The sequence below is a fragment of the Duganella sp. CF517 genome, from assembly GCF_900110275.1.
Taxonomy (GTDB): Bacteria; Pseudomonadota; Gammaproteobacteria; order Burkholderiales; family Burkholderiaceae_D; genus Rugamonas.
Genome location: NZ_FODC01000002.1, coordinates 674581 through 699812 on the forward strand (window position 1 = coordinate 674581; position 25232 = coordinate 699812).

Annotated in this window: 23 protein-coding genes and 1 other RNA gene; 1 reads left to right on the top strand and 23 read right to left on the bottom strand. The window is 64.5% G+C overall.

The genetic code is table 11. The annotated features are described in order from the left end of the window. Nucleotides 1-11 precede the first annotated feature (11 nt). From BMX85_RS09960 to rnpB, 16 genes are all read right to left on the bottom strand, one after another. A complete protein-coding gene (locus tag BMX85_RS09960; protein WP_090316545.1) occupies nt 12-818 on the bottom strand; it encodes a cell division protein FtsQ/DivIB in 807 nt (268 codons plus the stop codon). Nucleotides 819-825: 7 nt separating this feature from the next. Then, nucleotides 826-1797 carry a D-alanine--D-alanine ligase gene (locus BMX85_RS09965; RefSeq protein WP_090316548.1) on the bottom strand — a complete coding sequence of 324 codons (972 nt, stop codon included), beginning with the start codon at nt 1795-1797 and terminating at the stop codon, nt 826-828. Nucleotides 1798-1799: 2 nt separating this feature from the next. Then, nucleotides 1800-3191, bottom strand: coding sequence for a UDP-N-acetylmuramate--L-alanine ligase (gene murC, locus BMX85_RS09970; protein ID WP_090316550.1), 1392 nt, complete (start codon nt 3189-3191; stop codon nt 1800-1802). 3 nt (nt 3192-3194) lie between these two features. Further along, nucleotides 3195-4298 (bottom strand): undecaprenyldiphospho-muramoylpentapeptide beta-N-acetylglucosaminyltransferase, encoded by a 1104-nt coding sequence (gene murG / locus BMX85_RS09975; protein WP_090316553.1) that lies wholly within the window; start codon nt 4296-4298, stop codon nt 3195-3197. Further along, nucleotides 4295-5515 carry a putative lipid II flippase FtsW gene (gene ftsW / locus BMX85_RS09980; protein ID WP_090316555.1) on the bottom strand — a complete coding sequence of 407 codons (1221 nt, stop codon included), beginning with the start codon at nt 5513-5515 and terminating at the stop codon, nt 4295-4297. The genes murG and ftsW overlap by 4 nt, the downstream gene beginning before the upstream one ends. Then, nucleotides 5515-7023, bottom strand: coding sequence for a UDP-N-acetylmuramoyl-L-alanine--D-glutamate ligase (gene murD / locus BMX85_RS09985; protein ID WP_090316558.1), 1509 nt, complete (start codon nt 7021-7023; stop codon nt 5515-5517). The genes ftsW and murD overlap by 1 nt, the downstream gene beginning before the upstream one ends. Continuing rightward, on the bottom strand, nt 7023-8192 hold the full coding sequence (mraY, locus tag BMX85_RS09990) for a phospho-N-acetylmuramoyl-pentapeptide-transferase (protein WP_090316561.1): 1170 nt from the start codon (nt 8190-8192) through the stop codon (nt 7023-7025). Before mraY ends, murD begins: the two co-directional genes overlap by 1 nt. 2 nt (nt 8193-8194) lie before the next feature. Beyond that, on the bottom strand, nt 8195-9586 hold the full coding sequence (murF, locus tag BMX85_RS09995) for a UDP-N-acetylmuramoyl-tripeptide--D-alanyl-D-alanine ligase (RefSeq protein WP_090316564.1): 1392 nt from the start codon (nt 9584-9586) through the stop codon (nt 8195-8197). Continuing rightward, nucleotides 9586-11175 (bottom strand): UDP-N-acetylmuramoyl-L-alanyl-D-glutamate--2,6-diaminopimelate ligase, encoded by a 1590-nt coding sequence (locus BMX85_RS10000; protein ID WP_090316566.1) that lies wholly within the window; start codon nt 11173-11175, stop codon nt 9586-9588. The genes murF and BMX85_RS10000 overlap by 1 nt, the downstream gene beginning before the upstream one ends. Continuing rightward, nucleotides 11172-12947 (bottom strand): peptidoglycan D,D-transpeptidase FtsI family protein, encoded by a 1776-nt coding sequence (locus BMX85_RS10005; protein ID WP_090316569.1) that lies wholly within the window; start codon nt 12945-12947, stop codon nt 11172-11174. The genes BMX85_RS10000 and BMX85_RS10005 overlap by 4 nt, the downstream gene beginning before the upstream one ends. Continuing rightward, complete coding sequence (ftsL, locus tag BMX85_RS10010) at nt 12944-13219, bottom strand: cell division protein FtsL (RefSeq protein ID WP_090316571.1); 276 nt, start codon at nt 13217-13219, stop codon at nt 12944-12946. The genes BMX85_RS10005 and ftsL overlap by 4 nt, the downstream gene beginning before the upstream one ends. After that, nucleotides 13216-14181, bottom strand: a complete 966-nt coding sequence (rsmH, locus tag BMX85_RS10015; RefSeq protein ID WP_090316573.1) for a 16S rRNA (cytosine(1402)-N(4))-methyltransferase RsmH — start codon at nt 14179-14181, stop codon at nt 13216-13218. The genes ftsL and rsmH overlap by 4 nt, the downstream gene beginning before the upstream one ends. A gap of 9 nt (nt 14182-14190) precedes the next feature. Continuing rightward, nucleotides 14191-14619 (bottom strand): division/cell wall cluster transcriptional repressor MraZ, encoded by a 429-nt coding sequence (gene mraZ / locus BMX85_RS10020; protein WP_090316576.1) that lies wholly within the window; start codon nt 14617-14619, stop codon nt 14191-14193. A 398-nt stretch (nt 14620-15017) separates the two neighbouring features. Next, nucleotides 15018-15332, bottom strand: a complete 315-nt coding sequence (locus tag BMX85_RS30035; RefSeq protein WP_143067941.1) for a hypothetical protein — start codon at nt 15330-15332, stop codon at nt 15018-15020. Beyond that, nucleotides 15320-16819: a glycerol kinase GlpK gene (gene glpK / locus BMX85_RS10025; protein WP_090316579.1), complete on the bottom strand. Its 1500-nt coding sequence runs from the start codon at nt 16817-16819 to the stop codon at nt 15320-15322. Before glpK ends, BMX85_RS30035 begins: the two co-directional genes overlap by 13 nt. 66 nt (nt 16820-16885) lie before the next feature. Continuing rightward, nucleotides 16886-17229, bottom strand: an RNA gene (gene rnpB / locus BMX85_RS10030) — RNase P RNA component class A. 114 nt (nt 17230-17343) lie between these two features. On the opposite strand from rnpB, the gene BMX85_RS10035 reads away from it, so the two are divergent. Then, nucleotides 17344-19062 carry a thiamine pyrophosphate-binding protein gene (locus BMX85_RS10035; RefSeq protein WP_090316582.1) on the top strand — a complete coding sequence of 573 codons (1719 nt, stop codon included), beginning with the start codon at nt 17344-17346 and terminating at the stop codon, nt 19060-19062. Between the two features lie 7 nt (nt 19063-19069). On the opposite strand, the gene BMX85_RS10040 is transcribed toward BMX85_RS10035, so the two are convergent. The 7 genes from BMX85_RS10040 to BMX85_RS10070 all read right to left on the bottom strand — a co-directional run bounded on the left by BMX85_RS10040 (nt 19070) and on the right by BMX85_RS10070 (nt 25230). Further along, complete coding sequence (locus tag BMX85_RS10040) at nt 19070-19600, bottom strand: hypothetical protein (protein ID WP_090317666.1); 531 nt, start codon at nt 19598-19600, stop codon at nt 19070-19072. Nucleotides 19601-19687: 87 nt separating this feature from the next. After that, on the bottom strand, nt 19688-20764 hold the full coding sequence (locus tag BMX85_RS10045) for a porin (RefSeq protein ID WP_090316585.1): 1077 nt from the start codon (nt 20762-20764) through the stop codon (nt 19688-19690). Between the two features lie 812 nt (nt 20765-21576). After that, nucleotides 21577-22011, bottom strand: coding sequence for a nuclear transport factor 2 family protein (locus BMX85_RS10050; RefSeq protein WP_090316589.1), 435 nt, complete (start codon nt 22009-22011; stop codon nt 21577-21579). Next, entirely contained in the window at nt 22008-22787 is a 780-nt protein-coding gene (locus BMX85_RS10055) for an SDR family NAD(P)-dependent oxidoreductase (protein WP_090317669.1), read from the bottom strand. Before BMX85_RS10055 ends, BMX85_RS10050 begins: the two co-directional genes overlap by 4 nt. A 5-nt stretch (nt 22788-22792) precedes the next feature. After that, nucleotides 22793-23350, bottom strand: a complete 558-nt coding sequence (locus BMX85_RS10060) for a DUF3833 domain-containing protein (protein ID WP_090316592.1) — start codon at nt 23348-23350, stop codon at nt 22793-22795. Nucleotides 23351-23365: 15 nt separating this feature from the next. Then, nucleotides 23366-24664, bottom strand: a complete 1299-nt coding sequence (locus tag BMX85_RS10065) for an MFS transporter (protein WP_229210375.1) — start codon at nt 24662-24664, stop codon at nt 23366-23368. After that, nucleotides 24661-25230, bottom strand: a complete 570-nt coding sequence (locus BMX85_RS10070) for a chalcone isomerase family protein (protein WP_229210376.1) — start codon at nt 25228-25230, stop codon at nt 24661-24663. The genes BMX85_RS10065 and BMX85_RS10070 overlap by 4 nt, the downstream gene beginning before the upstream one ends. Nucleotides 25231-25232 lie beyond the last annotated feature (2 nt).

A 25232-nucleotide genomic window follows, 5' to 3' on the forward strand; every position in this document is an offset into this window, starting at 1 on the left:
TCTGTTGCTACCTAGTGTTGGGGTTTAACGCTTATCGTTTTTTTTGCTGCCGCTTTTGGCTTGGCGCCTTCCTTCGGGATCTTCAATCCCGCCGCGCTCAGGGCCAAACCGTTCTGGTACCGCATATCTATCGTCTCTATATCGGGCAAATGCTCCACCAGTTGCGGATAAATCCCCGTCAGCCGGTCCACCCTTTCCTTCAACGTGGTGCTGGTCTGCTCGCGCCCCAGCGCCACGCTCATGCCGTTATCGAGCCGCACCGTCCACGCATAGCGGCTCGACAGCGACAGCGCCTGCGGCACCAGCTTGAGCGGCGCGAACCAGCCACGCAGCTCCTCGTAACGCGATATCACTTCCTTCTCGCTGCCATCGGGGCCGTCGAACGCCGGCAGCTCGTGGTCCTCTTCCGCCTCGGCCAGGTTGGCGGTGAACACATCGCCCTTGACCGACAGCAGCCGGCCGTCCTCGCCCCACGTGCCAAGCGCCTCATGCTCCTCCAGCGCCACGATCAACTGGTCCGGCCACTCGCGGCGCACCGTCGCGCGGCGTACCCAGGGCACCGACTCGAACGCCTGGCGCACCGCGTCCAGGTTGGTCGTGAAGAAGTTGCCCTTGAGGCGGCCCAGCGCGTTGTTGCGCAAGGTCAGGTGGTTCACGTGCTGTAACTCGTCATGCCCGATGCTCTCGATACGAATGGTGCGCAGGTTGAACGCCGGGCGCTGCGCCACCCACCACACGCCGGCGGCGATGCATGCCAACAGCACCAGGGCGAAAATGCCGTTGGCGGTCGCATTCAAGGCTTTAGCGTCTTGCCACATCTGATACTTATCCCTTCATCTTCAAACGGGCCGTGCGCAAAATCTCCACGCACAGGTCTTCATAGCTGATGCCCGTCGCGCGCGCCGCCATCGGCACCAGCGAGTGCGTCGTCATGCCCGGCGAGGTGTTCACCTCCAGCAGGAACGGTTTCTGATCGCGCTCGCGCAGCAGCACGTCGACCCGTCCCCAGCCCTCGCAACCGAGCGCGCGGTATGCTTCCACGGCGATGCGCTGCATCTCGGCGGCCAGCGCCTCCGGCAGCACGGCCGGGCAAACGTATTTGACGTCGTCGGTGAAGTACTTGTTCTGGTAATCGTAGTTACCGGCCGGCGCGATGATCTCGACGATCGGCAGCGGGCGCGCGTCGGCGCCGCCGCCCAGCATCGCGACCGTGAATTCGCGGCCGGTGACGAATGCCTCGGCCAGCACCGAGTCGTCCAGCGCGGCGGCGATGTCGTAGGCCGCCTTGAATTCTTCGGCGGCGTTGACCTTGGTGATGCCGATGGTCGAACCCTCGTGCGGCGGCTTGACGATCAGCGGCAGGCCCAGGTCGGCGGCGACCTTGTCCAGATCCAGGTTCGCATTCGAGCGCGCATCCAGCACCGCGTAGTTCGGCGTCGGCAGGCCGGCCGCCAGCCACACGATCTTGGTGGTGATCTTGTCCATGCCCACCGAGCTGGCCATCACGCCGCTGCCGGTGTACGGAATGCCCAGCAGTTCCAACGCGCCCTGCAGGCTGCCGTCTTCGCCGTAGCGGCCGTGCAGCGCGATGAACACGCGGTCGAATTTTTCCGCCGCCAGTTCGGCCAGCGAACGCTCGGCCGTGTCGAAGGGATGGGCGTCGACGCCCTTGCTGCGCAGCGCGGCCAGCACGCCGGTGCCGGACATCAGGGACACTTCGCGCTCGGCCGAGCGGCCGCCGAACAGCACGCCGACCTTGCCGAAAGTTTTTACATCGATAGGAGTAAGCTGGTTCACGATCAGACCTTTGGATAATTAGTCAGTTTCGCCGGGACGCCGCTGATCGAGCCTGCGCCCATGGTCATGACGACGTCGCCGTCGCGCACCACGTTCATGATGGTTTCCGGCATATCGCCGATTGTCTCTACGAAAATCGGTTCCGTCTTGCCGCGCGCGCGCAGGGCATGCGCCAGCGCGCGGCCGTCTGCCGCCACGATCGGCGCCTCGCCGGCGGCGTAGACTTCGGCCAGCACCAGCACGTCGGGCGTGCCCAATACCTTGACGAAGTCCTCGAACAGGTCGCGCGTGCGGCTGTAACGGTGCGGCTGGAACGCCAGTACCAGGCGCCGGCCCGGATAGGCGGCGCGCGCGGCGCCGGTGGTCACTTCCATCTCCAGCGGGTGGTGGCCGAAGTCGTCCACCAAGGTGAAGCTACCGCCGCCGGGAATGGCGACCTCGCCATATTTGGTGAAGCGGCGGCCAACGCCGGCGAAACCGGCCAGGCCGGCCTGGGTGGCGCTGTCCTCGATGCCGATCTCGCGGGCGATGGCGATCGCCGAGCAGGCGTTCTGCACGTTGTGCATGCCGGGCTGGTTCAGCACCACGTCCAGGTCCGGATAACCTTCCTGGATCACGGTGAAGTGCATCTCCACGCCGACGGCGCGGGCGTTCACGGCGCGCACCTCGGCGTCCTCGTGGAAGCCGTAGGTGGTCACCGGCTTGGTCACGTGCGGAATGATCGAGCGCACGTTGGCGTCGTCGATGCACAGCATGGCGCGGCCGTAGAACGGCAGGCGGTGCGTGAAGTGGACGAAGGCCTGCTTGAGCTTTTCGAAATCGTGCTCGTAGGTTTCCATGTGATCGGCGTCGATATTGGTGATCACCTCGATCATCGGCGTCAGGTTCAGGAACGACGCATCCGATTCATCGGCTTCCGCCACCAGGTATTCGCCGCTGCCCAGTTTCGCGTTGGCGCCGGCGGCGGTCAGGCGGCCGCCGATGACGAAGGTCGGATCGAGGCCGCCCTGCGCCAGCACCGACGCCACCAGGCTGGTGGTGGTGGTCTTGCCGTGGGTGCCGGCGATGGCGATGCCGCGTTTAAGGCGCATCAACTCGCCCAGCATCACCGCGCGCGGGACGATCGGGATCTTGCGGCTGCGCGCCGCGACCACTTCCGGATTGTCCTGCTGGACCGCGGTCGAGGTGACGACGGCGTCGGCCTCGCCGATGTTCTCGGCCGCGTGGCCCTGGAACACTTTCGCGCCCATGTCCGCCAGACGCTGGGTGACAGCGTTGCTGCCCAGGTCCGAGCCGGAGACGGTGTAGCCGAGCGTCAGCAGCACTTCGGCGATGCCGCTCATGCCGCTGCCGCCGATGCCGACGAAGTGTATGTTCTGTACTTTATGCTTCACTGCTTAGCCTTTTGCCTGTTTCAGTTGTAATGCAGATTGTTCCAATACCTGGGCGATCGATTCGTTCGAATCGCGCTTGCCGACCTTGTGCGCCGCCGTCGCCATCGTCAGGCAGGCGTTGCGGGTCAGCGTTTCCAGCAGCGTCGCCACACTCTGCGCGCTCATTTCGGTCTGCGGCATGTGGATCGCCGCGTTCTGTTTCGCCATCCACTGCGCGTTGTCGCGCTGGTGGCTGGTGGTGGACGCCACCAGCGGCACCAGCACGCTGGCCACGCCGGCGGCGGTCAGCTCCGACACGGTGATCGCGCCGCCGCGGCAGACCACCACGTCGGCCGCGCTGTAGGCGGCGGCCATGTCGTCGATGAAGTCGACCACGTTGGCCTGCACGCCGGCCTGCGCGTACGACGCGCGCAGCGCATCGATGTTCTTCTTGCCCGACTGGTGCGTCACCAGCGGCCGTTGGCCGGCCGGGATCAGCGCCAGCGCCGCCGGCAGGTTGTCGTTGAGCGCCTTCGCACCCAGGCTGCCGCCCACGACCAGTATCCGCAACGGGCCTTCGCGTCCGGCGAAACGCAGCGCCGGCGCCGGCATGTCCAGAATCTCCTTGCGCACCGGATTGCCGGTGACGACGGCCTTGTCGGCGGCCTTGCCGAAATCGGCCGGGAAGCCGAAGCACACGCGGTCCGCGAACGGCACCAGCGTCTTGTTCGACAACAGCAGCGCGGCGTCGGCATTGACCAGCACCAGCGGCACGCCGCCCATGCGCGCCATCAGTCCGCCCGGCACCGTCACGTAGCCGCCCATGCCCAGCACCACATCCGGCTTGCGGCTGCCGATGTAGCCACGGCAGGCGATGAACGCCTTGACCATCTTCAGCGCCCCGCCCAGCGAGTGCTTCAAACCCTTGCCGCGCATGCCGGTGAAGTCGATGCTGTCCATCGCGATGCCGTGTTTCGGCACCAGTTCCTGCTCCATGCCGGTGGAAGTACCCAGCCAGGTCACGTCCCAGCCGCGCGCGCGCATCGTCTGCGCGATCGCCAGGCCGGGGAAAATGTGGCCGCCGGTGCCGGCCGCCATAATCATCAATTTCTTCGTAGTCCGCGTCATAATCTGCCACCACGCATCAGAACCCGGTTCTCGTAGTCGATCCGGAGCAGGATCGCGAGTCCGACGCAGTTAATCACAACGCCCGTGCCCCCATAGCTCATCAGCGGCAGGGTCAGGCCCTTGGTCGGCAGCAGGCCAAGGTTCACACCCATGTTGATAAACGTCTGCACGCCGATCCAGATGCCGATGCCCTTGGCCGTCAGGCCGGCGAAGGTCTGGTCGATGGCGATCGCCTGGCGGCCGATATCGAAGGCGCGCTTGACGATCCAGTAGAAGCAGCCGATCACCACCAGCACGCCCACCAGGCCCAGTTCCTCGCCGATCACCGCCATCAGGAAGTCGGTATGCGCCTCCGGCAGGTAGTGCAGTTTCTCGACGCTGCCACCCAGGCCAACGCCGAAGATCTCGCCGCGCCCGAAGGCGATCAGCGAATGGGTCAGCTGGTAAGCCTTGTTCAAGGCGTTGTCCTCTTCCCACGGATTCAGGTAGGCGAAGTAACGCTCGCGGCGGAATTTGGACAACGCGATGATCGAACCGAAAATCGCCACCAGCATGACGCCGATGCCGCCGAACCAGATGGCGTTGATCCCGCCCAGGAACAGGATGCCCATCGCGATGCAGACGATCACGCCGAAGGCGCCCAGATCCGGCTCCAGCAGCAGCAGCAGGCCGACGAAGCCGACCGCCGCCGCCATCGGCATGAAGCCCTTGGTCAGCTTGTGCATGTATTCCTGCTTGCGCACCGTGTAGTCGGCCGCGTACAGCACCGCGACGACCTTCATCAGTTCCGACGGCTGGATCTTGATCACCACCAGCGACAGCCAGCGGCGGCTGCCGTTGACGACCGAACCGAGGCCCGGGATCAGCACCATCACCAGCAGCACCAGCGTGGCGATGAACAGGTACGGCGCCGCCTTCTGCAAGGTCGAGATGCGGGTGCGGAACACGAACAGGCCGATGATCAGCGAGACCACGACGAACATCGCCTGGCGCTGCAGGAAGTAGGTGTTCTGCCAGCGGATGTAGTTGGCGAACTTGGGCGAATCGGGCAGCGAGATCGACGCCGAATACACCATCACCATCCCCAGCAGCATCAGCAACAGGGTGACCCAGACCAGCGGCTGGTCGTATTCCATCATCTTCGATTGCCGCGCGCGGCTGTCGATCGACGGTACCGTCGATTTCGCGCCAAAACGGAACGGCATCTGGAGCGCCATCAGATCTCCTGTCCGTTGTCGAGGGCGATATCGCGCACGGTGTCGATAAACACCTGGGCGCGATGCGCGTAGTTCTTGAACATGTCCATGCTGGCGCAGGCCGGCGACAGCAGCACGGCGTCGCCGCCCCTGGCCAGTTCGCTGGCGCGCTTGACGGCCAGCGGCAGGTCGGTGCCGCAGTCGATAAGTTCAACACCGGACGGCTCCAGCGCGGCGCGCAGCAGCGGCGCGTCGCGGCCGATAAGCAGCACGGCGCGCGCGTAGCGCGATACCGGTTCGGCCAGCGGCGCGAAGTCCTGGCCCTTGCCGTCGCCGCCCATGATCACCAGCAGGCGCTGGTCGGCGCCGGTGAACGCCTGGCCCAGGCCATTGAGCGCGGCCACGGTGGCGCCGACGTTGGTGCCCTTGCTGTCGTCGTAATATTCGATCTCGTTGATCGCGCCGACCAGCTCCACGCGGTGCGGCTGGCCGCGATACTCGCGCAGGCCGTGCAGCAGCGGCGCCAATGGCAGGTCGATGGCGCGGCACAGCGCCAGCGCGGCCAGCGCGTTGGCGGCATTGTGCACGCCGCGAATTTGCAGCGCGTCGGCCGGCATCAGGTTCTTGACCATGCATTCTGCCGGCGGTGGCGGCGGATCGTTCTTCTTGCGTTTTTTCGGTTCGGCTTCTTCTTCGGATGGAATCGCCGTTGCCAGCCACAACACGCCGCGCTCGTTGTTCAAGCCGAAATCGTCGCGCAGCGTCGGCGCGTCGGTGCCGAAGGTGACGTTGTGGCCGTTGGCGCTGGCCATGCGCATGACGGTGGCGTCCTCCCGATTGAGCACGCGCACGGTATCGGCCGCGAATACGCGATGCTTGGCGGCGGCGTAGGACGCCATGTCGCCATGCCAGTCCAGATGGTCCTGGGTCACGTTCAGCACCGTGGCGGCATCGGCCTCCAGGGTATAGGTGGTTTGCAGCTGGAAGCTCGACAGCTCGAGCACCCAGATCTCCGGCAAGGCGTCTTCGTCCATCACCTGGCGCAGCACGTCCAGCGCCGCCGGGCTGATATTGCCGGCCACGCGCACGCTTTTGCCTGCGCGCTCGCACAGCTGGCCGACCAGCGTGGTGACGGTGGTCTTGCCGTTGGTGCCGGTGATGGCGATGATCTTCGGCGTATAGGCGCGTTCCTTCTCCAGCGATTCCAGTGCCTGCGCGAACAGTTCGATCTCGCCCCAGACGGGAATGTTGGCGGCGCTGGCGGCCGGACCGATTTCGGCCAGCTCGCGGTAAGGCGCCAGGCCGGGGCTGACGGCGACGAAGTCGACGCCTTCCAGCAGCGAGGCACTAAACGGACCGGCGACGAATTCGACGTCGGCGATCGCCTCCCTCAACGCCGGCAGACGCTCCGGCGACTCACGGGTATCGGCAACGCGCACGCGCGCGCCGCTGCGGGCGAGCCACAGCGCCATCGCCAGGCCCGATTCTCCGAGCCCCAGTACCAGTGCGTTTTTGCCTTCGTAGATCATCAGCGCAGTTTCAAAGTAGACAGTCCAACCAGCACCAGCATCATCGTGATAATCCAGAAGCGCACGACGACCTGAGTCTCTTTCCAGCCTTTTTGTTCGAAGTGGTGGTGCAAGGGCGCCATCAGGAACACGCGGCGGCCGACGCCGAAACGCTTCTTGGTGTACTTGAACCAGCCCACCTGCATGATCACCGACACCGTCTCGGCGACGAAGATACCGCCCATGATGAACAACACGATTTCCTGGCGCACGATCACGGCGATGGTGCCCAGCGCGCCGCCCAGGGCCAGCGCGCCGACGTCGCCCATGAACACTTGCGCCGGGTGCGTGTTAAACCACAGGAAAGCCAGACCGGCGCCGGCCAGCGCGCCGCAGAAGATAATCAATTCGCCCGCGCCGGGAATGTGCGGAATGAACAGGTACTTCGAATACGTGGCGCTGCCGGTCAGGTACGCGAACAGGCCGAGCGCCGAACCGACCATAATCGTCGGCATGATCGCCAGGCCGTCCAGGCCATCGGTGAAGTTAACGGCGTTGCTGGTGCCGACGATGACACAATATGTCAACGCAATGAAACCCCACACGCCGAGCGGATAGCTGATGGTCTTCACGAACGGGACGATCAAGTCGGCCTTCGGCGGCAAATCCATCGAAAAGCCCGACTGCACCCAGGCGAAGAACAGCTCGAACACCTTGCCGGCGTTGGGCGCCGACACCGAGAACGCCAGGTACAGCGCGGCGGCCAGGCCGACCAGCGACTGCCAGAAGTACTTTTCCGCCGAACGCATGCCTTCCGGGTCCTGGCGCACCACCTTGCGGTAGTCGTCGACCCAGCCGACGGCGCCGAAGCCCAGGGTGACGACCAGCACCGGCCAGATCAAGCGGTTCGACAGGTCGCACCACAGCAGGGTCGAAACGCCGATGGCGATCAGGATCAACAAGCCGCCCATGGTCGGCGTGCCGTGTTTTTTCAGGTGGGTCTGCGGACCATCGGTGCGCACGGCCTGGCCGTACTTCATCGCGGTCAGCATGCGGATCACGGCCGGACCGGCGCACAGGCCGATCAGCAAGGCGGTGGCGGCGGCGAACACCGCGCGGAAGGTGATGAAGTTGAAGACCCGCAGCGGGCCGATCTCGTCCTGGAAAAACTGTGCGAGCCAGAGCAGCATGATTAGTGACTTTCCTTGTTAGCTTGTTGCGATCCAATCAAATGCTGCACGACCCGTTCCATTTTCATGAAGCGGGAGCCCTTGATTAATACGGTTGCATTCGGTGCGACGGCTGCCTCCACGGCAGCGAGCAAGTCGCCGAACTGTTCAAAATGGCGAATCGCGCCCCCCTTCATGTGGGATGCCAGTTCGCCGGTGGCCAGCACCTGTTCGATGCCTTTACTGTGCGCGTAAGCGCCTATCTCTTCGTGGAACTCGCGTCCTTGCGTGCCCACTTCGCCCATGTCGCCCAGCACCAGCACGCGCGGCGCGGCCGCTTTCGACAGCACGTCGATGGCGGCGCGCACCGAATCCGGGTTGGCGTTGTAGGTGTCGTCGATGACGACGGCGCCGTTGGCGGCCGCCTTCTTCTGCAAGCGCCCGCTGACCGGCGCGAAGGTGTCGAGTCCCAGCTTGATTTTTTCCAGCGCGATGCCTGCGGCATACGTGCATGCCACCGCGGCCAGCGCGTTGCGCACATTGTGTTCACCGGCGGCCTGCAGATTCACGAAGAACTGCTCGGGCTCCACGCCATCGGCCGCACGGATGGTGATGAACATCTCGCTGCCGAAGTCGCCGGCACGGAAGGTGCAGCTCACTTCAGCGTCCTTGGTCAGGCCGAAGCGGATCATGCGGCGCCCGGCCGACAGCTCTTCCCACACCGGCGTGAACTCGTCGCCATGCGGGAACACCGCCACGCCGTCGGCGGGCAGGCCGGCCAGCACGGCGCCGTTCTCGCGCGCCACCGCTTCCACCGTGTGCATGAATTCCTGGTGTTCGCGCTGGGCGTTGTTGACCATGGCGATGGTCGGCGCGGCGATGGCGACCAGGCGGCCGATCTCGCCCGGATGGTTCATGCCCATCTCGATGACGGCCGAGTGCTGCTTCGCCTCCATGCGGAACAGCGTCAGCGGCACGCCGATTTCGTTATTCAGGTTGCCGCGCGTGGCCAGGCGGCCTTCTTCGCCATGGGCGGCGGCCAGGATCGCGGCGATCATTTCCTTGACCGTGGTCTTGCCGTTGCTGCCGGTGACGCCGATGACCGGCATGGCGAATTGGCGGCGCCAGTGATTGGCGATCTGCCCCAGCGCGGTCAAGGTATCGGGTACGACAACCGCAGGCAAGGACCATCCTTCCGGCAGCTCCTCGACGACAACGGCGGCGACGCCCTTCTGCGCGACCTGCGCGAGGAAGTTGTGGGCGTCGAAAACTTCGCCGCGCAAGGCGACGAACAAAGAACCTGCGGATACATTGCGGCTGTCGGTCGACACGCCGGCAAATACAACTTCACCCGAATCGGCAACCAGCCGCGCGCCCGGGAGGGAAGGCAGAATCTGTGCGAGTGCTGCACGCATCAATTCGTCCTCATCATGGTTAAACGGGCCGACAACGCCAGCTGCGCGTGGTCGACATCGGAGAATGGCAGTTTCTTGCCCTTGATTTCCTGGTACGGCTCGTGGCCTTTGCCGGCCAGCAGAATCACGTCCGGCTTGGCGGCGTGCTTGATCGCCGACAGGATCGCGGCGGCGCGGTCGTCCAGCGTCTGCACCGTGGACGCCGGATTGTTCCGGTCCATGCCGGCGACGATCTGCTCGATGATCGAATGCGGATCTTCGCTGCGCGGGTTGTCGCTGGTGACCAGCACGTGGTCGGCCATCTGCGCGATCTTGCCCATCTGCGGACGCTTGCCCGGATCGCGGTCGCCGCCGCAGCCGAACACGCACCACAGCTGGCCGCCACGGTCGCTGGCCACGGCGCGCAGCGCCACCAGGGTTTTTTCCAGCGCGTCCGGCGTGTGCGCGTAGTCGATGACGATCATCGGCGCGTCCTGCCCGCCGACCTGCTGCATGCGGCCCGGCGCCGGCAGCAGCGCCTCGACCGCCTCGATGGCGGCGCGCAGGCCCAGGCCCTTCGCCAGCATCGCGCCCATCACGCCCAGCGCGTTGCTGATGTTGAAGTGGCCGACCAGCTTGGTCTTGATCAATGCCACGCCCAGCGCCGACTCCAGATGGAATTCGGTGCCGGCGCTGCGGGTGCTGCGGAACTGGCTGGCGCGCAGCATCAACACGCCGTCGATGTCCGGCTGCGTGGCGGCGTCGCGCAGGGTGTAGCCGATCAGCGGAATGGCCCCGGCCAATGGCGCCTTCGATTTCAAATGCGCGATCAGGCGCAGCCCCATCGGATCGTCCAGGTTGACGACGGCCGTTTTCAGGCCGGGCCAGTCGAACAGTTTGGTCTTGGCCGCTTCGTACGCCGCCATGTCGCCGTGATAGTCGAGATGGTCGCGGGTCAGGTTGGTGAACAGCGCGACATCAAAGTGCATCCCGGCCAGGCGGCCCTGTTCCAGGCCGATCGACGACGCCTCGATCGCCAGCGACTTCGCGCCCTGGTCGCGCAGCGATGCCAGGGTGCGCGCCAACAGCACGGCGTCCGGCGTGGTGTAGCCGGTGACGTCGTATTCGACGTCGCCGCGCGCGCGGAACACACCCACGCCCAGGGTGCCGATGACGGCGGCCGGCTCGGCGCCGCGCGACAGGGCCTGCCCCAGCCACACCGCGCTGGAGGTCTTGCCATTGGTGCCGGTGACGGCGACGGTGAACAGCGCCGCATCCGGCTGCCCGTAGAACGCGTGCGCGATCAGGCCGGCGTGCTGTTTCAGGTTGTCGACCGTGATATACGGCACGCTCCAGCTGTCGTTCCAGGTGAAGCCGGCGGGGTCCAGCACAGGATCGAGCACAATCAGCGCCGCGCCCTGCTCGATGGCGTTGTCGATGAAGCTGCGGCCGTCGACGGCGTTGGCCGCGTCGGCTGCAAAAGCAAAAAACACATCGCCCAGCTTGATGCGGCGCGAGTCCGACGCAAGCTGCGCGCCGGGCGCCAGCTTGCGGATCGCCGCCGCGACGGCCGCGAAATCGGCCGATGGATCGAAGTTAAAAGTCGTCACATGTTCCCCTGTGCTGCGGACTCTGGAATGATGATATGGGTCAGGTCGGAATCCGGCGCCACGTTCTTGGCGCGCAGGGCCTGCGCCGCCAGCGCGGAAAACACCGGACCGGCGACGTCGCCGCCGTATTTAAGCGGGCCGCTTGGTTCGTCGATCATGACGGCGATGATGAAGCGCGGGTCCGACATCGGCGCCATGCCGACGAAGTTGCCGATGTATTTGGTGTGCGAGTAGCGGCCGCCGATGAATTTCTGCGCGGTGCCGGTCTTGCCGCCGACGCGGTAGCCCGGCACTTGCGCCTTGACGGCGGAGCCACCCGGCAAGGTGACCATTTCCAGCATCTCGCGCATTTCGGCGGCCGTTTTCGGGCTGATGACCTGGGTGCCGTGCGGCGCCTCGTGCACCTTCTGGAACGACAGCGGAATGATGTCGCCGTCGCGCGCCAGCACCAGATAGGCGCGCGCCAGCTGGATCAGCGACACCGAGATGCCCTGGCCGAAGCTCATGTTCGCGTGCTCGATCGGACGCCACGATTTATACGGGCGCACGCGGCCGGCCACGGCGCCGGGGAAGCCCCACTTGGGCTGCTGGCCGAAACCGAGCTTGGTGAACATCTCCCACAAATCCTGTGGCGACATCAACATGGCGATCTTGGTGGTGCCGATGTTGGACGACTTCTGGATGACGGTCTGCACGTCGATCGTATGGTTGGCGTGGGTATCGTGGATCACGCGGTCGGCGATCACCATGGCGCCGTTGCCGGTGTCGAACATGGTGTGCGGCGTGATTTTTTTCGCTTCCAGCGCCATCACCACCGGGAACGGCTTCATCGACGATCCCGGCTCGAAGGTGTCGGTCATCACGCGGTTGCGCAGTTGTTCGCCGGTCAGCTTGGAGCGGTCGTTCGGGTTGTAGGTCGGATAGTTCGCCAGCGCCAGCACCTCGCCGGTGTGCACGTCCAGCACCACGGCGGCGCCGGCCTTGGCGTTGAACTTCTCGACCGCTTCCTTGATCTGCGTGAAGGCGATGTACTGGATCTTGCTGTCGATCGACAGCGTCAAGTCCTTGCCGTCGTGCGGCTCGCGGATCGATTCGATGTCCTCGACGATGTGGCCCAGGCGGTCCTTGATCACGCGGCGGCTGCCCGGCTGGCCGACCAGCGTTTTCTGCTGCGCCAATTCCATCGATTCCTGGCCCACGTCTTCGACGTTGGTGAAGCCCACCACGTGGGTCGTCACTTCGCCCTGCGGGTAGAAACGCTTGTATTCCTTGCGGGTCTGCACGCCCTCGATGCCCAGCTTGACGATCTTGTCGGCCACGTCCTGCTCGACCTGGCGCTTCAGATAGACGAAGCCACGGTCCGAATCGAGCTTTTTCTGCAGCTCGGCGTTGCTCATGCCGAGCAGTTGCGCCAGTTCTTTGAGCTTGTCGGCCGGCGCGTTCTGCACGTCGTCCGGGATCGCCCAGATGGCCTTGACCGGCACCGACGACGCCAGCACCTGGCCATCGCGGTCGGTGATCTTGCCGCGCGTGGCCGGCAGGTCCAGCGTGCGGGCGTAGCGGATCTCGCCCTGCTTTTGCAGGAACTGGGTCGACACGCCCTGCAGCCACACGGCGCGGGCCGACAGCGAAGCGAACGCGAAGAACAGCACGAACAGCACGATGCGCGAACGCCACACCGGCAGGCGCACCGCCAGCACCGGGTTCTTCGAGAACGGCACGCCCTTGGAGCGCGCCACGCGCGAGGTGTTCACGTTGGAACCGCGGCTCATTTCGATCCTTCCGGCGTCAGGTACTGCGTGCGCGCGGCGGTCAGCGGCGTCATGGCCAGGTCGCGGCGCGCGATCTCCTCGATGCGCGCGTGCTTGCCCAGGGTCGACTGGTCGAGCTGCAGCTGCGCCCACTCGATATCGAGCTGGCGCGCCTTCGACTGCGAGCGTTCCAGTTCGATGAACAGGTGGCGCGCCTGGTACTGGGCGTTGACGACCGACAGGCCGCAGCCCACCAGCAGCGCCGCCAGCACCAGATTGATCTTGCCGCTCATTGCGCCTCCACCGGAATCGGAAGGCGGCGCGCGACCCGCATCACCGCCGAGCGGGAACGCGGGTTGGCGTCGACTTCGGCGTCGGACGGCTTCATCTTGAACAGCAGCTTGAGCTCCGGCTGCGGCAAATCGACCGCGCGGATCGGCAGGCGCCGGTCCGGCTGTTCGACATTGGCCTTGGACGCGAAGAAGCGCTTGACCATGCGGTCCTCCAGCGAGTGGAAGCTGATGATCGCGATGATGCCGCCCGGCGCCAGGCTGGCGTAGGCCTGGTTTAAACCGACTTCGAGGTCTTCAAGCTCTTTATTGATGAAAATCCGGATAGCTTGAAATGTGCGGGTTGCCGGATCCTTGCCCTTTTCCCGAGTCTTGACCGCGCCTGCCACGATGCCGGCAAGCTGTCGTGTGGTTGAAATTGGTTCGACTGCCCGGCGAGCAACAATCGCCTTTGCAATCTGAAAAGCAAACCGTTCTTCCCCATATTCTTTGATCACCTTTTCCAGTGTCTGTTCGGTTTCTGTGGCGAGCCACGCCGCCGCCGACATGCCGCGCGTGGTATCCATGCGCATGTCGAGCGGACCATCGTTACGGAAGCTGAAGCCGCGCGCGGCGTCGTCCACCTGCGGCGACGAGATGCCCAGGTCGAGCAGGATGCCGTCGACCTTGTCGACGCCGCGCTCGGCCAGCGAGGCGGTCATCGTGGCGAAGCTGTCGTGGACGATGGTGAAGCGCGGATCGTCGATTTGTTCGGCGGTGGCAATGGCCTGCAAGTCCTTGTCGAAGGCGATCAGGCGCGCGTTGGCGCCCAGCTTCGACAGGATCAGGCGCGAATGGCCGCCGCGGCCGAAGGTGCCGTCGACGTAGACGCCGTCGGCGCGCGCGCCTTCCAGCGCGAGCGCGTCGACCGCTTCGTCGAGCAGCACCGTGCGATGCTGAAATTCAGGCACCGTTGTGGATGTCATCACGGGACCTTAGAAAGAGAAATTGGCGAGTACATCGGGGGTGCCGGCTTCAATCGCCTGCTGCTCTTTTTCCGCCTGCTTGGCGGCATCCCAGATTTCGAAGTGGGAGCCCATGCCCATCATCATGACTTCGCGCTCCAGGCCGACGGCGGCGCGCAGCTCGGGCGAAATCAGGATGCGGCCGGCCGTGTCCATCTCGACGTCGGTGGCGTAACCGAGGAATATCCGTTGCCACGCGCGGGCCTGCATCGGCCACTGGGCGATCTGTTGGCGGTGCTGTTCCCACACCGGGCGGGGGAACAACATGACGCAGCCATCGGGGTGGCGGGTCAGCGTGAGGCGGCCTTCGCATTGGATCGAGAGCGCGTCACGATGCTTGGCGGGGATAGACATCCTGCCTTTTGCATCGAGATTGATTGCGGACGCGCCTTGAAACACGGGATTACCTTTTGACCTCAGTATGGTTAGCGGAGCATGAACAGCGCGTTTCCGGTTTCATCTCCCCCGCCGCTAAGTCAGGACAAATTTCCCACAAAAAGCCACTTTTTCACACAGATGCCCACTTTAGAGGATGGGAGAATGGCGGTCAAGCGCTTTCAGGCAAACGAAACAGGGATTTTAGTAATGAAATTAAGGACTTAGCGCAATTCCTTGAAGCCAGCTAGAAATAAAATAACTCGACAAATTAAGTACTTATCGATGACTGTGAATGTGCTACCTCATCTACACACATGTGTATGCATGCACTAAAGCGGTGAAAATGTAAGTTCAAAATAATTGAATTATTTGCATATAGTTGCAAAGCACCAACATTGCCGTAGCATATTGATAAGTGGTCAATAGCCCGACGCATGGCGCGCAAAGTGGCGTGGATGGATGGGGGAATGGTCGAATGGCGCGCCAGCAGCGCGATGACGGGAAGTGTGAAACCTTTTAATAACTGCAACTTCAAATTTGCTAGTCAGAAACGGCTTGAGACCGAATGTATTTTCGACAAGCAATTTGTCTATACAAATCCCGGACTGCGGCGGTGCACCAAAAGCGCCATTATACGCCTGTGCCGGGGGCTGATTCCAGCGCGGATTGCCGAAAAAACTGTCAACTTTGATTACAAAAGCATAATTTCCGTTACTGTAGGTCAGGCCGCCCATCCTTTGGAACGCTCCACCGCGCGCGCCCAGCCCTCCATCAACGCGCCGCGCCGGTCGGCGCCCATGACCGGGTCGAAGCGGCGTTCGCAGCTCCACTGGGCGGCGACCTCCTCGCGCGTTTGCCAAAAGCCGACCGCCAGGCCGGCCAGATGGGCCGCGCCCAGCGCCGTGGTCTCGGTCACGCGCGGACGCACCACCGGCACCCCGAGCAAATCGGCCTGGAACTGCATCAGCAGGTCGTTGCGCGCGGCCCCGCCGTCGGCCCGCACCTCGGTCAGCGGAATGTCCCGGCTCGACGCCGCCACATCCTTCCGCATGGCGGCCATCAGCTCCGCGCTTTGATAGGCGATCGCCTCCAGCGCCGCGCGGGCGATGTGGGCGCGGTTGCTGCCGCGGCTCAGCCCCACCAGCGCGCCGCGCGCGTACGGATCCCAGTGCGGCGCCCCCAGGCCGACGAACGCCGGCACCATGAACACGCCGCCGCTATCGGGCACACTGGCGGCCAGCGGCTCGACATCGGACGATTTGCCGATGATGCCCAGGCCGTCGCGCAGCCACTGCACGGTGGCGCCGCCCATGAAGACGCTGCCCTCCATCAGGTATTCGGTGGCGCCGTCGACCCGCCAGCCGACGGTCGTCAGCAGCCGGTTGTGCGACACCACCGGATGTTCGCCCACGTGCATCAGCATGAAGCATCCGGTGCCATAGGTGTTCTTGACCATGCCCGGCGTGTGGCACGCCTGGCCGAAGGTGGCCGCCTGCTGGTCGCCGGCGATGCCGGCCACCGCGATCGGCGCGCCGAACAGCGAGGCGCGGGTCATGCCGATTTCCTCGCTCGACGACACCACCTGCGGCAGCATCTGCTCCGGAATGTCGAACAGCTGCAGCAAATCCTGGTCCCAGCGCATCAGGTGGATATTAAACAGCAAGGTGCGCGAGGCGTTGCTGACATCCGTGACATGGCGTCCGGTCAGCTTGTACACCAGCCAACTGTCGACGGTGCCGAACGCCAGCCCGCCCTGGCGCGCCCGATCGCGCGCGCCGGGCACGTGGTCGAGCAGCCATTTCAGTTTGGTGGCGGAGAAGTAGGAATCGAGTTCGAGGCCGGTGATGTCGGCGATGCGCGCGGCCTTGCCGTCGGCGCGCAGCGCGTCGCAGGTGTCGGCGGTGCGGCGGTCCTGCCAGACGATGGCCGGCGCGATCGGCTCGCCCGTCTTGCGGTCCCACACCAGCGTGGTCTCGCGCTGGTTGGCGATGCCGATGGCGAGGACCTGGCGGCTATCGACCTGATTGTCGTGCAGGACCTTGCGGGCCACGGCCAGCTGGCTGTTCCAGATATCGTCGGGGTCGTGCTCGACCCAGCCGGGGTGCGGGAAATGCTGGGGATATTCGGCCGCCGCGCTGCCGCGGATCTGTCCCTGGTGGTCGAACAGGATGGCGCGCGAACTGGTGGTGCCTTGATCCAAGGCCAGTATGTATTTTTTCATCGGCACGTCCCCAGGTCGACGCGGTATGCGCGTCGGTCCCGCGGCGGCCGCGAATCTATGTGTGTAAGTTGAAGCAAGCCGATAGGCCGGATTTTGTTACGGCGCGGGCGAACCCGCGCTATGACAGCCATTCCTCTAGGCGCTGGATTACTCCAGCGCTCAAGCTTCCTACCCGCACGCTCCGCGAGCAGCATCATCGCGTGCCTATTTGGAATTGCACCAGGTGGAGGTTACCGCGTTTCACCGTAACTTAATACGCTCGTCTCTGTGGCCCTATTCCTCGCCTTATACCTTGGGCTTGCGCTTGCGGCTTTCGGCGGACGGCCGTTAACCGTCACCCCGCTCTATGGAGTCCGGACCTTCCTCCCGCCAGGCATTACGCGCTGGCCAGCGGCTGTCTGGCTTGCTTCAGGCGGTATTGTACCAGCCGGCCCGGTAATTCTATAATTTGATGTCGCCATTTGAAAAGCGCCGTCCCCTGCCCGGCCGTAGAATCATGCCACCTATACCCTAAAGGCGAGAACATGACGCACCCAACCCGCACCGGCGGCCAGATCCTGGTCGACGCCCTGAAGATCCACGGCGTCGACACCGCTTTCGGCGTACCCGGCGAAAGCTACCTGGACGTGCTCGACGCGCTGCACGACTCCGACATCCGCTTCATCATCAACCGCCAGGAGGGCGGCGCCGCCTTCATGGCCGACGCCTACGGCAAGATGACGGGCAAGCCGGGCATCTGCTTCGTCACGCGCGGCCCGGGCGCGACCAACGCCTCGATCGGCGTGCACACCGCCTACCAGGACTCGACGCCGATGATCCTGTTCATCGGCCAGGTCGGCAACGACTTCATCGACCGCGAAGCGTTCCAGGAAATCGACTACCGCCGCATGTACGGCCAGATGGCCAAATGGGTGGCGCAGATCGACCGCGCCGAGCGCATTCCCGAATACCTCGCGCGCGCCTTCCAGGTCGCCACCAGCGGCCGTCCGGGCCCGGTGGTGCTGGCGCTGCCGGAGGACATGCTGATCGACACGGCTGCGGTGGCCGACACGCGCGCCTATCAGGCGGTGCAGGCGTCGCCGTCGGCGGCGCAGATCGACGTGCTGCGCGCCATGCTCGCCAGCGCCAAAAAGCCGCTGGTCCTGCTGGGCGGCGGCGGCTGGAACGCGCAAGCCTGCGCCGACCTGCAGCGCTTCGCCGAAGCCAACCAGCTGCCGGTGGGCTGCGCGTTCCGCTTCCAGGACTTGCTCGACAACGCCCATCCCAACTACATCGGCGATGTCGGCATCGGCGTCAACCCCAAGCTGGCCGCGCGCGTGCGCGAGGCCGACGTCATCCTCGCCATCGGCCCGCGCCTGGGCGAGATGACCACCGGCGGCTACGCGCTGATCTCGGCGCCGGTGCCGGCCCAGCGCCTGATCCACGTCCACGCCGACGCCGAGGAACTGGGCAGCGTCTACCAGGCCGAATTGATGATCAACAGCGGCATGCCGCAGATCGCGGCCATGCTGGCGGCGATGGCGCCGCTCGATGCCGGCGCGTGGAGCGCGTCGGTGGCCGAAGCCAAGGCCGATCTGGCGGCATGGCAGCTGCAGCCGGCGATTTTCCAGGACGGCAAGGCGCCGCTGGACTTGTGGCAGGTGGTGCAACAGATCGACAGGATCGCCCCGCACGACACCATCATCACCAACGGCGCCGGCAACTACGCCACCTGGGCGCACCGCTTCCACAGCTACGGCGGCATGCGCACGCAATTGGCGCCGACCAGCGGCGCGATGGGCTACAGTGTGCCGGCCGGCGTCGCCGCCAAGATCATCGACCCGAAACGCACCGTGATCACCTTCGCCGGCGACGGCGAATACATGATGAACGGCCAGGAGCTGGCCACGGCGGTGCAGTACAAGGCGGGGGTGGTCATCATCGTCTTCAACAACGGCATGTTCGGCACCATCCGCATGCACCAGGAGCGCGACTACCCGGGGCGGGTCTCGGGCACGGAGCTGCACAATCCCGATTTCGCCGCGCTGGCGGTGGCGTATGGCGCGCACGGGGAAGTGGTGGACAAGACGGCCGATTTCGGCCCGGCGCTGGAGCGCGCGCTGGCCCACGCCAACGGCCGCAATCTGCCGGCGCTGATCGAGTTGCGCTACGACGGCAACCTGATCACGCCCGGCGCCACGCTGGAAACCATCCGCAAGAACGCCGAGGCGGCAAAAAAATCCACGGCGGAACGCGCAAATTAATTGACGGTCACGACGGCGCCTGGTTTCCCGGCGCCTCGTCGACCTTCTCTTTGTCTTTCTTGTTCGGCGGGCAAACCTTGCAGGTGCCGGCCTTGCGTCCGAAATCGGTCACCAGCGGCAAGCGCATCGGCACCGCCTCGTCGCCGCAATAGCCGCCGTCGAGCACCAGGGTTTTGCCGCCGTCGGCGATCTTGCCGCTGATCGTGCGCTCCTCCTCATCGGGCGGACGCACGGTGAAATACATCTGCCGCCCGCGCGGATCGATATTGACGTCGCTGGCCACCACCGGCCAGCTCAACCCGCCCGCCGTGTACTCGTACAACACGGTATCGACTTCCGCGAAACGCTGCAAGGTGATGCGCTGGCCGCCGAATTCGCCGCTCTCGCCATTGATGCACAAATCGGAAAACACCACCATGCCGTAACGCGGCAGGCCGGCATGGGCGGACGGCTTGCGCGCCGCCTTCGGCGCGGCCAGCACGGCGCACGAGGCGATCAGCATGGCGCCGGCGAATATGGCGCGTCGTTTCATCATCATGGTCGTCGTCATCAGTAAAACCGCTTTCAGAAAAGAACAACGGCTGCACCAGGCAGCCGTTGTTGATACTAACTCTGAATGAACAGATTAGAAGCTGTGTTTCACGCCGATGTTGAAGGCTTTGTCGCCCGAACCAACTTCGGTGTTGTTGCCAACGGTGTAAGCTGCGCCGTTTTTGTTTTTGATTTTAGCGTACGCCAGGTAAGCGCTGGTGCGCTTCGACAGGTTGTACGAGTAGCCAACGCCCCACTGGCTTGCGTCGTTGTTAGCGGCTTCTTTATCGTTTTTACGGATGTACGAAGCCATGACAACGCCGTTACCGGCTGGAACGGTTACGCCGACCAGTGCGTCAGCGCTGTCTTGCGACGCGACTGGAGCAACGGTGTAGCCGAATGGGTTGGTGGTGTTAGCCAGAGGCGCGCTGTTCTGGCCCTTGTCTTGACCGTAGGCTGCGAACACTTTAACAACTTTGAAGTCGTAGTTCGCGGCGATCAGGCTGTTGTGGCCGATGCTGTTGGTTTTAACGGTAGCGGTGTCGTTGTTACGGTTGTTGTAAGCGGCAGCGACGTTCAGCGAACCGTTGGTGTAACCGATCGACGCGCCCAGCTGACGCTGTGCAGCCGAATCGCCAGCGGTTTCGCCCAGGCTGTACGAAGCGGCAGCCGAGAAACCGTACAGCGATGGGGTTTTGTACACAACGCCGTTGTCGGCACGGGTCATGTTGCCGGCGACCGGGAACAGGTTTTTAGCGGTACCAGCGTAGCCCATTGCGAACGGGTCAGCCACGTCGCGCAGGGTTTCGTAGTAAGGGGTGTACTGACGACCGATGGTCAGGGTACCGGCGGTCTTCGAGCTCAGGCCAACATAGGCTTCGCGGTTGAACAGGCGGTTGTTGGCGTTGTCCAGCGAACCGTCGTCGATTTTAACGCCGGCTTCCAGCTTGAAGATCGCGCTCAAGCCGCTGCCCAGGTCTTCGGTGCCTTTGAAGCCGATGCGCGAAGCCGAAGCCACGCCGCTTTGTACTGCAGTCTTGTTACCAGCAGCACCGCCACGCTCGGAGGTCAGGCCGGCATCGACGATGCCGTACATGGTGACGTTCGATTGCGCCATAGCTACGTTGCTCAGGGCGCCCAGGATGGCGATGGAGATCAGGGATTTTTTCATTACGTGTTTCCTTCAGTTGTGTTGCTGTAAAAAGGTATAGCTAGTAGTGCGGCTAAATACGGTGCTTATCGGCGTCACCAGCAGGCGCCGTATGTGCGTGAGGGCAAACTCCCCAGCTGCCACTGTGCGGTCCCATCAGGCGGAACGCGCTCACTTAAGTTGCGGCCGATTTAATCGACGCTCGCAGGTTCGCGGTGCGCAAAGGCACCGGAGGCGGCACTATACTGATGCTCGACGACTCCATCAAGTGCAAAAACGTTCATGCTGCAACGTCGATGTCCTTGTCAGACTTTCAAAACATCCGTATTTTAACGCATCGCAATATTTCATGCCGAGCAAGCGAACTAGCCCAGTTTTCCGCACGATGAACTTCATGCAGCGACCCGTTTTGCGGACCGCCCTAGTGACAAATGCAAGATCAATGCATGCGTACTACATCGTTGTCGGACCAAGTAAAAATAGCCACTTTGCTATTTCTGGCGCTATTTTATACTGAAGCCCCGACCGGAACCTCCGCACTCAATGGTAATAAGCTAACAACCCGCGACAATGTTTGGCTTGGAAATACCGCAAAATAGCCGTCCAACCAACGATGATCATAGTGTTACAGGAGTAAACTAGTCATAAATTCTGTCCGTACGGCAACTATTGCGGTGCATCAGGAATTTGTAAGAAATTGCTACGTGTTGCACAGAAACGACACATCACGCACCAATTCGACACATTGCCGCCCCAAACAAGGGAGGCGGCCGCGTGCGCCCAAGCGCTGCCGTGCATGAGCAAAACTCATGTCCGGCCCTTATAGCCGGCGATTACCGGGCTGCCGAGCGCTTCAGATACCGCATCACCGATCCGAGCAGCGGCAGCTTTTCGTACAATTCCTCGGCCGCGTCCCAATAGTCGCGGTGCAGCACGACTTTGCCTTCGCCATCGAACCTCACATGCGTGGCGCCGCGTATCACCTGCGGCCGTTCCGGCCAGCGGACGAAGCGGAACCGCATCTCCCACGTCAAGAACGCCTGGTCGCCGCGCCCCATGTGCTCGAGCACGACAAACCGCGGCTCGCGCAGGCGCAGGAACATATGCTCGAAGACCTTGACGATGGCCGCGTGTCCCCCGACGTCGTTGAACGGGTCCTTGAACACCGCGTCGGCCGCGTAGACATCGACGATGCCCGGCAGCGTCGCCGGCATCAACGTCTCGTAAAACACGATCACCCGGCGCAACGCCGCCTGCATGTCGTTCATAAGCGCGTCACCTTGGCGATCAGCCAGAAATACATCCGGTACGGCAGCAGCCGCGCGAACCGCAGCGTGTTGGTGAACTTCCTCGGAAAATGAATATGGAACGCGCCCCGCTCGACACCGCGCACCAGTTCCCGCGCGGCGTCGGCAGGCTGCATCAATCCCGGCATCGGAAAGTCGTTCCCCTTGGTCAGCGGCGTATCGACGAAACCAGGATTGATCAGATACACACCGATGCCCTTGGGGTGCAGATCGAAGTACAGCGACTCGGCCAGGTTGATCAGCGCCGCCTTGGTCGGGCCGTAGACCAGCGCCTTCGGCAAGCCGCTGTAGCCGGCCACCGAACTGACGATGCCGATGCCGCCGCCGCCCTGCCTGATCAGCATCGGCAGCACCGGCGCCAGGCAATTGAAGACGCCGCGCAGATTCAGATCGATCAGCTGATTCGCCTGCGCCAGATCGAAACTGTCGGCGCGCATCTCGTTATAACCACCGGCCACCAGCAGCACTAGATCGATGCGCGGCCAGCTGGCCAGTATCTCGTCGCGCGCGCGCACCACGCTGGCGTGGCTGGTGACATCGAGCGCCACCGCCAAGGTTCGTGGCTGCGCTTGCGCATCGGCCGCGGCCAGATCGTCCAGCGCCTGCTGCCGGCGCGCCGACAATGCCACATGGGCGCCCTTGTCGAGCAGCAGCCGGGCGGTGGCGGCGCCGATGCCGGTCGACGCGCCGACGATCCAGACATATTGATCGGCCCAGTCCTCGATCACATGGTTCATGGCCATCAGCGCGCCCCTTGGGCGTCGCGCCGGTTGAACACCACCGTCAGGCTGCCAAGGCCGAGATTGAACTTGCTCATTTGCGCCCGGTTGAGCATCACGCGGTCGTCGATCAGATACATCCAGTCGTCGAAGTCGACGTTATAAACCTTGTCGCCCACCGGCAGCGCCAGCACGTACTGCAAGCGCATCGCGTTGCCCGACACCTCCACCTTCGCCTCCCCGACAACGTCCGGCGCCGTGCCGATGTAACGCCCCTCCGAGACCTTGCGCAAAGTCCAGACGCGCCGTTGCCTGGCGCCGTCGGAGTAGACGAATTCCTCATCGAGCGTACCGACATCGCCGTTCCAGCTGCAGCGCATCAGCACCGTGAAGCGCTTCTCCACCGTGCCGGCGCGGTTCTGGAACATGCCGTGCACGTCGAGGGTGCCGTTGAAGTAGCGCTGGATATCGAGCTTCGGCGTCTGCTGCGCGTAGTGGTCCGGCTGCACGGGCAGCGAGCAGCCGTTCAGCAGGAAGGCGCAGGCGATCGCCGTGGCGGCGCAAAGGCGGGTTATTTTCATGGTGTGGTCTCCAGTTCAGCAATCGCGTAGCGGCGCGCGCCACAACAGCGCGGCCGCGATCAGTTTTAAACAGCAAGGCAGCAGCGCATAGGCGGACGACAACGCCCCCAGGCCCTGCCCCGTGCCGGGCGTATAGCCCAGCCATGCGAGCACCGGCAAGGCCACGCCGGCCGCCAGCGCCAAGGTCATTTGCACGCCCCAGTTCCACACGCCGAAGTAGGCGGCCTCGCGCCGGCCGCTGTCGCCGGCGCTGGCGATGACGCCGGCCAGCAGCGCCGGCGGCAACGCCAGGTCGGCGCCCAGCGCCAGGCCGGAGACCGCGCAGATCACGCCGAACGACACGGCGTCGCCGGGGCCCAGCCAGTACGCCCAGACGAAGACGGCGGCCGTCAGCAGCATGCTGGCGACCCAGGCCCGCGCCTCGCCAAGGCGCCGCGCGGCCGCCGGCCAGGCCGCCATCGACGCGGCCGCGCTAACGAAATACAGCAGCAGGAACAGGCCGGCGTTGGAACCGAGCCGCAAGCGGTCCTCGGCAAAGAACAGGAACAGCGTGGCGGGAATCGAGGCGGCGACGCCGTTCACCATCAGCACCAGGAACAGCGCGCGGAAGCGGCGCTGCCTGAACGGCGCGGACAGTTCGGCGAAGCGCAACGGCGCCGCCGCCGCGTCCGTCACGGCTACGGGCGGCTGCGGAGCCATATATAGAAGGCACGCCGCGCCCGCCAACAACGTGGCGGCGAAGGCATAGCTCAACGCATCGTAGTCGAAGACGGCGGGCAGCACGGCGGCCGTCATCACGCCGAGCAGCCCGCAGCTCTCGCGCACCGCCGCCAGCTTCGAGCGCTCGCCCGGCAGCTGGGTCAGCGCTGCGCCCCAGCTCTGGTGGGCGATGGTGGCGAGGCTGAAGCCCGTGTAGACCAGCATCAGCGACAGCAGGAACCAGCACAACGCCGACACGCCGGTCAGCGGCGGCGGATGGAACAGCATGGCGTAGCCAACGACCAGCAACGGCAGCGCGACCAGCACCGCGCGCCGGTAGGCGCCGCCAGCGCGCGTGATCCACCAACCCAGCAGCGGATCGATGAATGCCGCGACCGTGCGCGCCGCCAGCAGCGCGGCGCCGATGACGGCCAGGGTCAACGCGCCGCGCTGCGCGTAAAACCGCGGCACGTAGACGTAGATCGGCAGCGCCAGCATCGCCAGCGGCAGGCCGAACAAACCGTAATACAGCATCGCCGTCACCGGCAGCGATGGCGGGCGTACAGCGCCACCTCCGGCGGCGGCGGAGGAGGCGGGCGCGGAATCGGGCTTCACGATTTCGGCGCGGCGTCGCGCAGCAGCGCCTCGCGCAGTTTGGGCGCGCTGGTGGCGGCGTCGAGCCAGATGTCGAAGAAGGCCTGCGCGAAGGCCGGATCGGCCACCGTCGCCAGCGGCTTGCCGTCGCGGTAAAAACGCACGCCCTCGCCCGGCAGGAACAGGCCGCTCAAGCGGCTGCCCTCCTTCACGTCCGGGAAAATCGCCAGCATCTTTTCCCGCCACGCGGCGCGCTGCGCCGCGCTGCCCGCGCCTATCTTCTCCATCTGCGCGGCGCTGGCCTCGGCGATCCTGCGGCCGTCGATCTCGCGGGCGTAGCGCAAATCCAGCAGGTAGGGCGCGGCGTCCTTCGCCGCCGGCCGGTAGCCCTTCGGGCCTACCCATAATTCGGCCGTGTAGATCGACAGCCCGAAATAAGTGAACACGCCCTGCCCCGCCAGCCGCGCGGCGCCCAGCTCACGTTCGACGTGGGCCGGCGCTTCCGCCGCGCGCGCGAACGGCCCGGCCGACAACATCAGCGCGCACAGCGCCGCCATGGCCACACGCCAGGCCTTCGCCACGCGCACCC